We start from the raw sequence: 13,583 nt of genomic DNA, 5'->3' as shown, positions 1-13,583 counted from the left end.
AAATGGAGTTGAGTAAATTTTGTTTAAAGCAAATGTTGTAAGTATTGGTGAAAATGCAATCAGTGATACAGAACCTATTATCATTTTATTTGGTGAAAATTCTGTAACTGACAACCTAGAAAAAGTATCCGTTGTTCAGAGATTTGAAAATGTCCAATCTGCAGATATAACCATCAATAATGAAATTAAAATTGATAATCAAGTTTATACTGTAAAATTTAAGGGAGATTTAGTTGATAGTAACTTTTCTATGTTAGGACATGTTACTCTATACTTCACTGAAGTACCTGATGAACCTCAAAATAATGCTATCTATTTATCTCCTGAAAAAATGCCATCCATCCACGTTGGTTCTACAATTGAATATTAAACTAATAGGATGCTAGAAAAGCAACTTTTCAAGTGAAACTATAAAAAACATCAATGTAAAAAGCGCTAGAAACCAACGTTTTCAATAACGTGGTTTCTAGCGCTTTAAGTTTCGAGACTTTTTACCTCTTATTCATTTACACCCATTTCAGTTTCTACAACGTCTGCAATTTCCATTACATAGTCATGCACTAATTCTTGAGTTTTAGCTTCAGCCATTACTCTAAGTAAGTCTTCTGTTCCACTTGGTCTTACTAAGACACGACCATCACCAGCCATTTTTTCTTCAACTTTAGCGATAGCTTCTTTAATCTTTTCATTATCTAAAGCTGCTTTTTTATCAGTAACTTTAATATTTACTAATTCTTGTGGATATGTCTTAACTTCAGCTGCTAATTCTGATAACTTCTTACCAGTTTGCTTGATTACATTTAATAATTGAAGTGCGGTTAACATTCCGTCACCAGTTGTATTGAAGTCTAAGAATACAACGTGTCCTGATTGTTCCCCACCAACGTTATATCCATCTTTTCTCATTGCTTCTACAACGTATCTATCGCCAACTTTAGTTTGAACAGAATTAAGATTATTTTCTTTCATTGCTTTGTACAAACCAATATTACTCATAACAGTTGTTACAATTGTGTCTTTCTTCAAGCGTCCACGTTCACTCAAGTACTTACCACAAATAAACATAATCTTATCGCCATCAACGATTTCGCCATTTTCGTCAACAGCAATACATCTATCGCCATCACCATCAAAAGCTACACCAACTTGTGCACCCTTTTCTACAACAAATTTTGCTAATGCTTCTGGATGAGTAGAACCTACTCCCTTATTGATATTAAGTCCATCTGGATTTGTTGCCATTGTATCAAAATCTGCACCCAAATCTGCAAACAAACGTGATACCAATGCACTTGTAGATCCGTTAGCTCCATCAACAGCAATGTGCATTCCTTCTAAATCATCAGGAATTGTTTGTTCTAAGAATTGTGTATATTTCAAAGCACCTTCACGATAATCACTTAGAGTACCTAAGCCTTCTGCAGAAGGACGTGGTAAAGTATCTTCATCACTTTCTAATAATGCTTCAATTTCTTCTTCTTTTTCATCAGATAATTTATAACCATCGCTACCGAAGAATTTAATTCCGTTATCTTGTACAGGATTGTGTGATGCAGAAATCATAATTCCAGCATCAGCATCTTGTAATCTTACTAAATAAGCTACCCCAGGTGTTGTCATAACTCCTAAAGAAAATACTTCAATTCCTACTGATAAAAGACCAGCAATAAGAGCTTGTTCAAGCATTTGTCCAGAAATACGTGTATCTCTTGCAACTAACACACGTGCTGGTTTATTAGAAGCATGTTGAGTTAAAACATATCCTCCACAACGACCTAGCTTAAATGCTAATTCTGGGCTCAATGTTTCGTTTGCAATTCCTCTAACACCATCAGTTCCAAAATACTTCATATTAAAAAATCCTCACATTCAAATTAATTATTACTTTCAGATGATTTCTCACTATTCGAGCTACTTACACTTATATTTGAGCTAGTTTTACTGCTATCATCTTCAGTTTTATCATTATTCAAACTATTATCTATTTTATTAGTCTGCGATACATCTGCAGAACTTTCATTATTATCTCCACTTGCAGTAATAGTTACCGAAATTGTAGCTGGAGAAATACTTGCAATTCCACTAATTGTTGATTGTAATTGAATTGTTCTTGTTACAGAACTAGTTACACCTTCTACTGACACAGGCACCGTTAATGTTGAAACCTTGCTCAAAGCTTGTTTTGTTCCATGTAACACAACTGTTTTTGTATCTGTTGATATCGAGTAACTTCGATTTTTGTCTCCATCGCTTTGAACTAAATTCAAGCTCACTTTTTTACTTGAACTAGCTTCAAAAACCGGAATCGTTACACGAACTGTTTCAGGATCAAAAACTACATCTAAGCTTTTACCCTTTTTATCTAAAGCTTGTAGTAGAACAGATCGTACTACATCATTCTTAGTTCCACTTGGGATATTAACATTTGCTACAACAATTTCGACATTTTTTACATCATTTTTAGCACCTGTAACTCGAACCGTTTGATTATTCATAGTTACACTACCAGTTGCATATCCACTTGCTACATTACTTGAATTATAGCGTGCTTGAACTGGAAAAGTTTTTGTAGCTTTCTTACTAATTTTAACCTTAACAGTTTGTGGATCTATCTTAGCTGACACTTCTTTGCTCAGCCCAGATTGAGATAAAGTTATTGTATGTTTACCATACCCTTTACCAGTTAAATCGGCATACACCTCAAAATTACGCGTATTGTTAATAGCTGTGACAATTGCGCTTGGCCCAATTATTCTAACCTTTACCTTATCTGGTAATCCTGCCACAAATTCAGTATCTTTTGCTCCCTTAACTTTTAATGGCATCTCAATAACAATTGACTTCTCATTTGTACTTGTTGTTAATGTATGTCCTGTAGACTGTCCTGATGTTAACTGATCTGCATTAACATAGAAAAAAAGAAAAAGAGCAAAAATTAGAGCAACAATTCGGTAGAAAAATTTTGTATTAAAGTACTTTGATAATTTCAATGTTTTCTACCTCCTTTAAAACTCTTAGCAAATCCATCTACAAATTTAATTAAGATATTATCATTCTTAACTTCTTGCTTAGGAATAAGTTCATTTCTTAAAAGCTTAAGGTAGTCATTTTGAGTTAAATCCCTTAATAATTCACTATTTTTGGTAATTGTAACTCCACCAGTTTCTTCAGATACAACAATCGTCAAAGCATCCGTTACTTCACTAATTCCCACAGCTGCTCGATGACGTGTTCCTAAAGCTTTAGGAATAAGATTACTTTCAGATAATGGTAAGTATGCTGCGGCTACCGCAATCTTGTTATCTTTGATAATAACAGCTCCATCATGAAGAGGCGTATTAGGAATAAAAATATTTATTAGTAATGCACCTGTTATATCTGCATCCAATTTTATCCCTGTTTCAATATAATCTTCTAAACCTGTATTCATTTGGATTGTTATCAACGCCCCAATTCTTCGTTTAGACATATATTGAATAGCCTGATCGAGAGCTTTTACCATCTTCTCTTCTTCAGCACCTTGCTTACGGTTATGGACAAATGTTCCACGTCCTAAATGTTCTAGACCTCGCCGAATTTCAGGCTGAAAAATAATGATAATTGCAATAATTCCCCAATTAATAACTTGGTCCATTATCCAGGATACAGTTGATAATCCAATATACCAGCTTAGTAACTTAATAATTACGATTACTACAATTCCTTTAAAGAGTTGAACTGCCTTTGTTCCTCGAAGAAGCATCATCAACTTATAAATAGCATACCAAACAACTGCAACATCTAATAAGTTTATCAAATGTTGTGCAGTTATCAAGTTGCTCCAATCAAAAGGCATAAATATCCCTCCTTGGTCTTTCAATATTATATCACGTTAACCAATTGAAAAATCTATTTTATTAAAAATAATCCTATACTTTTCGAATTACAATTAACAACATTTGGAATATAATGTTACTTAGAAGACTTTAACTTTAAAATCTTTATAAAGTAAATAATTTGTTCACATTATAGACAAATATATTTGTTAGAATGTTAGTTAAAGAGAATTGGAAAAGTGGTGAATTTTTATGCCTACTAAATTAAAATGGTTCATTCGAACAATCTTTGTTTTATTTATGATTTACATTTATATAGCTGATTATAGCCGCGGAACTTTTTTTAGTTTCTTACTTTTAAATACATTTTTAGGATATATCCCTGTTGAATTAGCGATGCATATTAACGAAAAACAAAATCCTGTTATTTTTTGGCTTTTATTTTTCTTCTGGTTATTATTCTATCCCAATGCACCTTATGTCTTAACAGACTTGTTCCATTTAGCACGTTTTAATCCGTACGACCCTACAACAGGTCTTATGACTTTAAAATTAAAAATGTGGTTAGAATTTACTAATTTAATTTCAAGTGCTCTAGGTTGTACATTGATGGGATTATGGAGTTTTGATCACTTTATTAATGTTATTGCTATTCGTTGGAATAAACGTTCAATTCCTTTCAGAATATCATTGGCCTTTATTTTGACAATTCTTTCCTCAATTGGAATTTATGTTGGTAGATTTTTAAGACTTCATTCAGCTTACCTCTTCACTAGTCCTAAATGGGTGGTTGATTTATTAATAGGTATGTGGAATGCTAGAATGTTAACCTTCGTTATCTTTATGACAATAATTCAATTAATTGTCTGGGCTTCTGTGGCTATTGGACGTCACTCAATTTATTTATATGCAAAACAAAATAATTTAGAAATATAAGAGGCTGAAAAAAGTCTCAATACTTAAAAGCCGCTAGAAATCACATTACTAAAATCGTTGATTCCTAGCGGTTTTTAATATAACTATTTTCTAAAATTCATCTGAAAATATAGTTTTTTCCAGCCTCTCTTATTTTTAATCTTCACCAATTATCCTAACTTCTGTTTCTAATTCAACATCAAATTTTTCCTTCACAACTGCTTGGACATGATGAATAACATCTAAATAATCTTTACCAGTACCATTACCAATATTCACAATAAATCCAGCATGCTTTTTAGATACCTGAACACCGCCTACTGTATATCCTTGCAATCCTGAGTCATGTACTAATTTACCTGTAAAATGCCCTGCTGGACGTTTAAATACACTACCACAAGATGGATACTCTAGAGGTTGTTTTGAAGCTCTTAAAAAGCTAAGTTCTTCCATTCTTTCCCTAATTTTCTTTATATCACCATGTTCTAGTTTAAAGGTTGCAGCAACTACAATATCATCTTCACTTTGTAAACGACTATGGCGATAACCAAAGTCTAACTCATCTACAGTATAAGTTTTGTATTCACCATTACGAGTTAATAACTTAACAGATTCAACAATGTTTTTTATTTCCCCACCGTAAGCTCCAGCGTTCATAAATATTGCTCCACCAATACTACCAGGAATTCCTGACGCAAACTCCATTCCGGTTAGACTGTGCTTAGCTGCTACACGGGTTGTTCCTATCAAAGAAGCTCCTGCTTGTGCTGTGACTTTTGTTCCATCAACGGTTATCTGATTTAGATGTTGCAAAATTACGACTAGACCTCTAATTCCACCATCTTTAACAATTAAATTGCTTGCATTTCCTAAAATTGTCAAAGGTACATTATTTTTTTTAGCAATTTTGATTAATTTTTCAGTTTCTTCAATACTGTCAGGAAAAGCTAATACGTCAGCTTTTCCTCCTGTTTTTGTATTTGTATATTTCTTTAATTCTTCATCAAATTTAACATTTAAATCCAAAAACAATTCTCTTAAATCATTTGTTGTCATTTTATTCCCTCGTTATTAAATAGTTTCATTTTTAATTCTAACATACTATAGCTAGATTATAATTGTAAATCTAGTTATTAATATATTATTCGCTTTTTAAGTCTAAAATTGTTAGACTAGATATATCTATAAAACAGAAGGTGATTTTTTGAATTTCGTAGCAATTGACTTTGAAACAGCCAATCCTAAAAGATATAGTGCCTGTTCTTTAGCACTAACTGTTGTTAAAAATAATCAAATTGCCGATCAATTTTATTCTTTAATCAAGCCTGATACTGATTTTTCTTGGAGAAATATTCAAGTCCATGGAATTACAGAAAAACAAGTACAAAATGCACCTAGTTTTCCTGAACTCTGGCCACATATTCAAAATTTCTTTACACCTAACAATCTAATTGTTGCTCATAATGCAAGTTTTGATTCCAGTGTTTTATTAAGAACACTAGAACATTATGATATCACCCTACCACATTATCAACTATTAGATACACTTAGAACTAGTAAGAAATTTTTCAAAGATTTTGAGAATCACAAGCTTGATACAATTTGTAATAACTTAAACATCGATTTAAAGCATCATCATAATGCTTTATTTGATAGTACTGCTTGTGCTGAAATTTTACTTTACCAAGCTAATCTTTTTGGTGAAGATCAGTTACAACCATTCATTAAAATAAAATAAATCAAAAGCACTGTAAAGATCTGACTTCTGTACGTAATCAGATCCTACAGTGCTTTTATTAGCATCAAATATTATAACTCCGCTAGCAATTCTTGATAACGTTCCCCTTTAGCCTCAACTACTATCTTTCTCTGATCATCATTTTGTTCATCTTTAATGATATGAATAATCAAATATTCATTAGGTAATTCATCATCAATAAATTGTGACCACTCAACAACACTTACACCGTCACCGTTAAAATATTCATCTAAGCCAATATCATCAGCACTGGTATCTTCTAAACGATAAACATCCATATGATATAGTGGTAATCTACCTTCATGATATTCTCTAACAATTGTAAATGTTGGACTTTTTACATTTTTCTTAATTCCTAATCCTAAAGCAAGTCCTTTAGTGAAAGTTGTTTTACCAGCACCTAAATCTCCATCTAGCAAAATAATATCTTGAGGCTTTAAAAATTGAGCTATCTTTTTTGCCAACTTTTCTGTATCTTCTGCTTTTTTACTTACTATTTCCATGTTTTACATCAAAGCTTGAGCTGCTGTAATAATTGCAACCTTGTAGACATCTTCTTCAACAGAACCTCTTGATAAATCTGATACAGGTTTATTTAACCCTTGAAGAACAGGTCCAATTGCTTCGAATCCTCCTAATCTTTGTGCAATTTTATATCCAATATTTCCAGATTGTAATTCTGGGAATACAAAGACATTAGCGTATCCTGCAACTTCTGATTCTGGTGCCTTTTGTTTAGCAACAACTGGTACAAAAGCTGCATCAAATTGTAGTTCTCCATCAATCTTTTCATTAGGTGCTAATTCTTTAGCTAATTTTACTGCTTCTTGAACTTTTGTTACTTCATCTGATTTAGCTGAACCCATTGTAGAGAAACTTAGCATTGCAACTTGTGGATCAATATCAAAAATTTTAGCAGTGTTTGCACTTTCCACAGCAATTTCAGCTAATTCTTGTGCACCTGGATTAATATTGATAGCGCAATCTGCAAATAAATATCTTTCATCGCCTTTAACCATTACAAAAGCACCACTTGTTCTACTTACGCCTGGCTTTGTTTTAATTATTTGTAATGCTGGGCGTACTGTATCCCCTGTTGAATGAATAGCACCTGAAACTAAGCCATCAGCTTTATCCATGTAAACTAACATTGTTCCAAAATAATTTACATCACGTAGCATTGTTTCTGCTTGTTCTTTAGTATTTTTGCCTTTTCTGCGTTCAACAAAAGCTTCTACCATTTCAGCAAATTTATCTTCAGGGTAAGTATTTGGATCAATTAATTCAATATCTCCTAAATCTACCCCTTCATTTTCCGCATTTTGCTTAATTTCATCAACTTTTCCTAACAAAATAGGAACTACTAAACCGTCATTCTTCAATCGAATAGCTGCACGAAAAATGCGTGGTTCTTGTCCTTCTGGGAATACTATTGTTTTGTTTGCTCCTGCAACTTTTTGCTTTAAGTTATCAAATAAATCCATTTAAAACACCTCTAAAATTAAATTAAGGTTAATTTACTTTTCTGTCAATTCTACTTTCTCTGGTAATTGCCAATCTATCGGCGTTTCACCTAATGCCTCCAAAGCAGCGTTAGTTTTTGAAAACGGACGAGATCCAAAAAATCCCCTGTTAGCAGAAAGAGGACTAGGATGTGGAGATTCAATAATGATATTCTTCTTTCTATCAATCAAAGCTGCCTTTTTTCTAGCAGCTGCTCCCCACAATATAAAAACAACTGGCATTGGTCTTTCTGAGAGCTTTTTAATCGCTTCATCCGTCAATTTTTCCCAACCTTTTCCTTGATGAGAAAATGCCTGTCCATTTCTAACCGTTAAAACTGAATTTAACATTAAAACACCCTGTTTAGCCCATTTTTCAAGATAACCATGATTAACAGGTTTTATTCCTAAATCGGAATATAACTCCTTGTAGATATTCCGTAATGAAGGTGGAATAGCCACGCCTGGTAACACAGAAAAACTTAACCCATGAGCTTGATTAGGGCCATGATAAGGATCTTGTCCTAAAATGACAACTTTTACCTTTGAAAATGGCGTCCATTCAAAGGCTTCGTATATATGGTACATATCTGGGTGAATATACTGCGTCTTATATTCATTTTTTAAAAAATTATGCAATTCTGTATAATAAGGTTTCTCAAATTCTGGACCTAATACTTCTTGCCAATCATTGTGTATAAACGTTTTCAACATGAACACCTCGTTTTCTATTCTATCATAAATTTATTTAAAGATTAATCACTATCACTAAATTCTTAGTCTCTAAAATTTACTTTTCTTCACTATATCATGGTAAACTAGTAGTATAAAGTTTTTTAGGGAGGCTTCCTTTATGATACAAATAATCGCTTCAGATATGGACGGTACACTTTTAAATGACAAAATGGTAATTTCTAAACGAAATGCCGATGCCATTAAAGAAGCACAAAAAAATGGGGTTCACTTCATTGTTTCCTCTGGTCGTGGATATAATGAAATCAAGCCTTTAATTGAGGCTGCTGATTTCAATAGTCCTATGATTACACTTAACGGTGCTGAAGTTTTAGATGAAAATGGAAAAGTTTTAAGTTCTTCTCCTCTACCTAAAATTACTGCTAAAAAAATCATTCGCTTATTACGAAAAAAAGGACTCTACGCTGAAGTAATCACTTCAAAGGGCATCTACTCTGATAACAAAGCTAAAAGAATTGAAAACTTTGCTGAACTTTTAACTCGAGTTAGTCCTGATACTCCATATAAGTTAGCTGTTATCATGGCTTCTAATCGTCTAGAACTTATGAATATCAATTATACTGACGACTATATGGAACTTATAGATGAAAAGCACACCAAAGTTTTCAAAATTGTTGCCTTTAGTTCTGAAGGTAAGAAAGTTTTAGATCCTATTCGTAATGAAATCAGTGAAAATTCTGAACTTGTTGTAACCTCTTCTTCTGAATCTAACATTGAAATTAATCATGTTAATGCTCAGAAAGGAATTGCTTTACAAGCATATGCTGACTATTTAAATATACCTATGGATAACGTCATGGCAATTGGCGACAATAACAATGATGTTTCTATGTTAAAAGTCGCTGGAATAAGTTATGCAATGGAAAATGGCTCTAACGAAGTTAAAATGTTAGCTAAAAGAATAGCTGACACTAATACTTCTGACGGTGTTGGTAAGGCTATTGAAGAAGTTCTTAGAGAAAATCAAGAACACTAATTAATCTATAATTAGCGTATGATTGAGGGTGATTCAAATTCGTAAGTTATACACACGCCGAGATATGTTCGAAGTTGGGACTCAGCTTACTTTTAGAGACTCAGACAAAAAAATTATCTACTTTCTTTCGGGCCATCTTGGCGGACACCAAGGCCGAATAGATCTTTTTGATATTCAGGGAAAGTTATTAGCTGAAGCTCGTCAAAAATCGCTAGGTTTTTTTCCAAAATTTATATTTTTGGAAGATGGCCATTATGCTGGTTCTCTTAGAAGGTATTATGGTACTAATCATGATATGTTATTCGTAAAAAAATTAAATTGGTTTATTTTTGGTAATCTTTTTACTTTTAACTATAAGGTTTTTAAAGGTAGAGACTGCATTATGAAAATTCATGAAGTAACTCTTCCAGACGGCGGTAATTATTTAGAATTTGAAATCTCCCATAAAGAATATGAACCATTATGTTTATGCATCGCTTCAATTTTAGACTATTGGGCTAAAATGCGTAATCCTTCACATTCTAATCAAACTGAACTAAATAATAATCTTAACGTTAATTATTCATAAAAAAACTCGTTGAACAAATGCTCAACGAGTTTTTTTCTATCCATAATTTTTCAAAGTTCTTCTTATTTCTCTTTCTTGATCACGACGTTTTATTGCCTCACGCTTGTCATAGACATGTTTACCTTGTGCGATACCTATCAATACTTTGGCAAATCCATTTTTGATATATACTTTCAAAGGTACTATCGTAATTCCTTTTTTCTGAGTTTCTTCACTTAAATGTTTAATCTCTTTTTTGTGTAATAATAACTTTCTATTTCTTAAAGGATCATGATTAAAAATATTTCCTTGATCGTATAAAGAAATATGAACATTCATTAGCCAAACTTCACCATTTTTAACTTGCGCAAAACCGTCTTTTAAATTAATTCGGCTAGCACGTACAGATTTTATTTCTGTCCCAGTTAAAGCAATTCCAGCCTCATAAGTCTCTAAAATATTATAATCATGGCGTGCTTTACGATTTTGTGCTAAAGCATTATCTTTAGGCTTACTTTTTGCCACTTATCTCACACCCTTATCAATAAACTTATCTTGAACGTCGACCTTTCTTATTAGAGTGATTAAATCTATTTTTATTACCATTTTTGTAGAAAGGCTTTTGTCCACCTTTAAAGTTTTTCTTATCTTTACCATGGTACTTCTTATTGCCATGTGAACGTTTTTTATCCTTATCTTTAAAACGACGTTTATTATTATCACGTGGTTTAAATTCAGGTAATTCAACACCCTCTAATAAATCAGACTTAGGAATATCTTTGACACCCTCTAATTTAAAGTCTATCTCTTTTTGTTCGACATTAACATTAATTAGTTTAACTTCAATTGGTTGTCCAATCTTAAATGTTCGTTTAGAATGACGACCAACTAACGCCATTTGCTTTTCAAGGAATACGTAATAGTCATCTTTCATCTCACTAATATGAATTAAACCTTCTACAGTATTCTCAAGCGCAATAAACATTCCAAATTTTGTAACTGAGCTAACTACAGCTGGGAATGTTTCTCCAACTCTATCAGCCATAAATTCAGCCTTCTTCATTGCATCAGTATCACGTTCAGCGTCAATTGCTTGTCTTTCCATTTGTGAACTGTGAAGTGTAATTTCGTCTAATTTGTTACGATACTTTTCTTGAACTTGTTCAGATGTACCATTTTCTTTATAGTATCTAATCAAACGATGTACCATCAAGTCAGGATAACGTCTAATTGGGGAAGTAAAGTGAGTATAATCTTTAGCTGCTAAACCAAAATGTCCCAATGGGTCAGGTGAGTATTTAGCTTGTTGCATAGAACGAAGCAACATTGTTGATACCATTGCTTCTTCTGGTTTACCTGCTACCTTCTTCAAGATATTTTGTAACATCTTAGGTTTAACATCATTACTTCTACCAGTAACTTCTATTCCTAAACTATTAAGAGCTTCAAAGAATGTTGTTATTTTTTCTGGAGTTGGTGTTTCATGAATACGGTATACAAATGGTACATGTAATTTATTATAGTGAGCCGCGACAGTTTCATTAGCTGCTAACATGAATGACTCGACCATTCTTTCACTAGTTCCACGTTCACGTAATTCAATATCAATTGGATGTCCTAATTCATCTACAATGATTTTTGCTTCAGGGGCATCAAAATCAATTGCACCACGACGTTTTCTCATTTTAACTAAAATCTTATGTAATTCAGCCATGTCTTTAAACATAGGTACTAAATCTGCATAACGTTCTTTAGTTTTTTCATCATCAGATTCTAAAATTTTATTGATTGCCTTATATGTCATTCTTTCAGTTGATTTAATGACACTTGGGAAAATTTTATGATTTACAACTTCTCCATCAGCATTAATTTCCATTTCACATGTCATTGCTAAACGTTCTACATGTGGATTTAAAGAACATATACCATTAGATAATTTAGGAGGTAACATTGGAATAACTCTGTCTGTTAAATAAACAGAAGTACCTCGTTCAAAAGCCTCTTTATCTAGAGGTGTTTTAGGTTTTACATAATGTGAAACATCAGCAATATGTACTCCTAAATGATAATTTCCATTAGGAAGTTTCCAAACATTTACAGCATCATCCAAGTCCTTAGATTCTATACTATCAATAGTAACAAGATCTTGATCAGTTAAGTCTACACGACCAACTTTTTCTTCTTCTGTAACATAGTCTGGAATCTTAGAAATTTGTTCTAACACTTCTTCTGGAAATTCAGTTGGAATATTGTGTTGGTATACAATTTCTAAAATATCCATTCCTGGATCGTTAACATTACCAATAACTTTAACAGCTACTGCCTTGATTATATTTGGTAGTGTCTGTGTAGGATAAGAAGTGATATCAGCTAAAATAACTTCCCCAGGTACTGGATGTAGCCCTTTTTCTTCAATAAAACACTTGATATTAGATAATTTTTTATCTTTTAAATGTACTGTTCCAATATATCCATCTGGCATGATTTCATCTGGATCAACACGAAATTCCCCAACAACTTGTGTTAGAGCATGATCAATAATTTCGATAACCTTACCTTCAGGACGCTTGCTAATTTCAGGATCTCCTTCACTGATCATTTCGACTACAACGCGGTCGCCGTTCAATGCAGCTAAAGTTTGTGTAGGACTAATAAAGAAATCATCCAATTCTTCATCATCTACTGATACAAAGCCAAATCCTCTATCATTAGCGTGAAAGACTCCCTCAAAAGTCTTAGGACTTTCTTTTACTATTAAACTAAATGTATCATCTTCAGATAATTTTATTTGCTTATTATGTTCTAAATCTGCTAAAGCTTGTACTACAAATTTGAATTGACCTGCTCCTTCCATGTCAAGAACTTTAACTAAATCTTGAACTTGGAATTTTTTTTGTGGTTCAGCTTCAAAAATTTGTAATAGCTTTTCTTGTAATTTTTCTTTATCCATTTAATTCCTCGTCATTTATTAAATAATTTGTATAGAAAAACCCCCTGTAAATTAACAGGAGGTTTATAGTAATTAGTGAGATGACAAATAAACCAATGCCAAACCTATCACAAAAAATAAAATTCCTAAAATTGTTGTTACTTTTTGCATAAACGCTTCAAATCCACGTGGTTTTTGCTTACTAAATAACTCACTTGAACCGCCTGAAAGAGCAGTTGAAGCATTATCATTTTTAGCAGGCTGCATCATCACAGCGATAATTATTAATATTGAGATAATAACTAATAATGTTAATAACACATTATACAAAAGGAAAACCTCCTTTTCCTTATACAGTAATACATATACTCTAATTTAACATATCTT

General features: G+C 32.5%; 15 protein-coding genes. 5 read left to right on the top strand and 10 right to left on the bottom strand.

Translation table 11 applies throughout. The features are described 5' to 3' along the window. Window positions 1-19: 19 nt before the first annotated feature. A complete protein-coding gene (locus NOU10_RS00620) occupies window positions 20-370 on the top strand; it encodes a PTS glucitol/sorbitol transporter subunit IIA (protein WP_160993739.1) in 351 nt (116 codons plus the stop codon). A 128-nt stretch (window positions 371-498) separates the two neighbouring features. Here NOU10_RS00620 and glmM read toward each other — a convergent pair whose 3' ends face one another. The 3 genes from glmM to cdaA are packed head-to-tail and all read right to left on the bottom strand — an operon-like array spanning window position 499 to window position 3,835. After that, window positions 499-1,851 (bottom strand): phosphoglucosamine mutase, encoded by a 1,353-nt coding sequence (glmM, locus tag NOU10_RS00615; protein ID WP_160944304.1) that lies wholly within the window; start codon window positions 1,849-1,851, stop codon window positions 499-501. A gap of 23 nt (window positions 1,852-1,874) precedes the next feature. Next, entirely contained in the window at window positions 1,875-2,990 is a 1,116-nt protein-coding gene (locus NOU10_RS00610) for a YbbR-like domain-containing protein (protein WP_003706571.1), read from the bottom strand. Further along, on the bottom strand, window positions 2,987-3,835 hold the full coding sequence (gene cdaA, locus NOU10_RS00605; protein ID WP_255905755.1) for a diadenylate cyclase CdaA: 849 nt from the start codon (window positions 3,833-3,835) through the stop codon (window positions 2,987-2,989). The genes NOU10_RS00610 and cdaA overlap by 4 nt, the downstream gene beginning before the upstream one ends. A gap of 232 nt (window positions 3,836-4,067) precedes the next feature. On the opposite strand from cdaA, the gene NOU10_RS00600 reads away from it, so the two are divergent. Further along, entirely contained in the window at window positions 4,068-4,751 is a 684-nt protein-coding gene (locus NOU10_RS00600; RefSeq protein ID WP_087118353.1) for a DUF1361 domain-containing protein, read from the top strand. A gap of 135 nt (window positions 4,752-4,886) precedes the next feature. On the opposite strand, the gene murB is transcribed toward NOU10_RS00600, so the two are convergent. Further along, a complete protein-coding gene (murB, locus tag NOU10_RS00595; RefSeq protein WP_003700595.1) occupies window positions 4,887-5,786 on the bottom strand; it encodes a UDP-N-acetylmuramate dehydrogenase in 900 nt (299 codons plus the stop codon). 148 nt (window positions 5,787-5,934) lie between these two features. Here murB and NOU10_RS00590 point away from each other — a divergent pair, with 148 nt between their 5' ends. Then, window positions 5,935-6,468: a 3'-5' exonuclease gene (locus NOU10_RS00590; protein ID WP_003700597.1), complete on the top strand. Its 534-nt coding sequence runs from the start codon at window positions 5,935-5,937 to the stop codon at window positions 6,466-6,468. A 71-nt stretch (window positions 6,469-6,539) separates the two neighbouring features. On the opposite strand, the gene tsaE is transcribed toward NOU10_RS00590, so the two are convergent. The 3 genes from tsaE to NOU10_RS00575 are packed head-to-tail and all read right to left on the bottom strand — an operon-like array spanning window position 6,540 to window position 8,705. Further along, window positions 6,540-6,992: a tRNA (adenosine(37)-N6)-threonylcarbamoyltransferase complex ATPase subunit type 1 TsaE gene (tsaE, locus tag NOU10_RS00585; RefSeq protein WP_095759454.1), complete on the bottom strand. Its 453-nt coding sequence runs from the start codon at window positions 6,990-6,992 to the stop codon at window positions 6,540-6,542. Between the two features lie 3 nt (window positions 6,993-6,995). Continuing rightward, window positions 6,996-7,973: a phosphate acetyltransferase gene (gene pta / locus NOU10_RS00580; protein ID WP_095759453.1), complete on the bottom strand. Its 978-nt coding sequence runs from the start codon at window positions 7,971-7,973 to the stop codon at window positions 6,996-6,998. 33 nt (window positions 7,974-8,006) lie between these two features. Further along, complete coding sequence (locus NOU10_RS00575; RefSeq protein ID WP_003706565.1) at window positions 8,007-8,705, bottom strand: uracil-DNA glycosylase; 699 nt, start codon at window positions 8,703-8,705, stop codon at window positions 8,007-8,009. Between the two features lie 139 nt (window positions 8,706-8,844). Here NOU10_RS00575 and NOU10_RS00570 point away from each other — a divergent pair, with 139 nt between their 5' ends. Continuing rightward, complete coding sequence (locus NOU10_RS00570) at window positions 8,845-9,720, top strand: Cof-type HAD-IIB family hydrolase (protein WP_255905754.1); 876 nt, start codon at window positions 8,845-8,847, stop codon at window positions 9,718-9,720. A 64-nt stretch (window positions 9,721-9,784) separates the two neighbouring features. After that, a complete protein-coding gene (locus NOU10_RS00565) occupies window positions 9,785-10,288 on the top strand; it encodes an LURP-one-related/scramblase family protein (RefSeq protein ID WP_255905753.1) in 504 nt (167 codons plus the stop codon). Window positions 10,289-10,324: 36 nt separating this feature from the next. On the opposite strand, the gene smpB is transcribed toward NOU10_RS00565, so the two are convergent. From smpB to secG, 3 genes are all read right to left on the bottom strand, one after another. Further along, window positions 10,325-10,792, bottom strand: coding sequence for an SsrA-binding protein SmpB (smpB, locus tag NOU10_RS00560; RefSeq protein ID WP_255905752.1), 468 nt, complete (start codon window positions 10,790-10,792; stop codon window positions 10,325-10,327). Between the two features lie 25 nt (window positions 10,793-10,817). Beyond that, window positions 10,818-13,217: a ribonuclease R gene (gene rnr / locus NOU10_RS00555; protein WP_003706562.1), complete on the bottom strand. Its 2,400-nt coding sequence runs from the start codon at window positions 13,215-13,217 to the stop codon at window positions 10,818-10,820. Between the two features lie 72 nt (window positions 13,218-13,289). Then, window positions 13,290-13,526 (bottom strand): preprotein translocase subunit SecG, encoded by a 237-nt coding sequence (secG, locus tag NOU10_RS00550; protein WP_003700607.1) that lies wholly within the window; start codon window positions 13,524-13,526, stop codon window positions 13,290-13,292. Window positions 13,527-13,583: the final 57 nt, after the last annotated feature.

This window comes from Ligilactobacillus sp. MP3 (assembly GCF_024436335.1).
In the GTDB taxonomy this organism is placed as follows: domain Bacteria; phylum Bacillota; class Bacilli; order Lactobacillales; family Lactobacillaceae; genus Ligilactobacillus; species Ligilactobacillus salivarius.
Note: the sequence above shows the minus strand (reverse complement) of the source record. Positions and strands in the feature narration are given on the sequence as shown.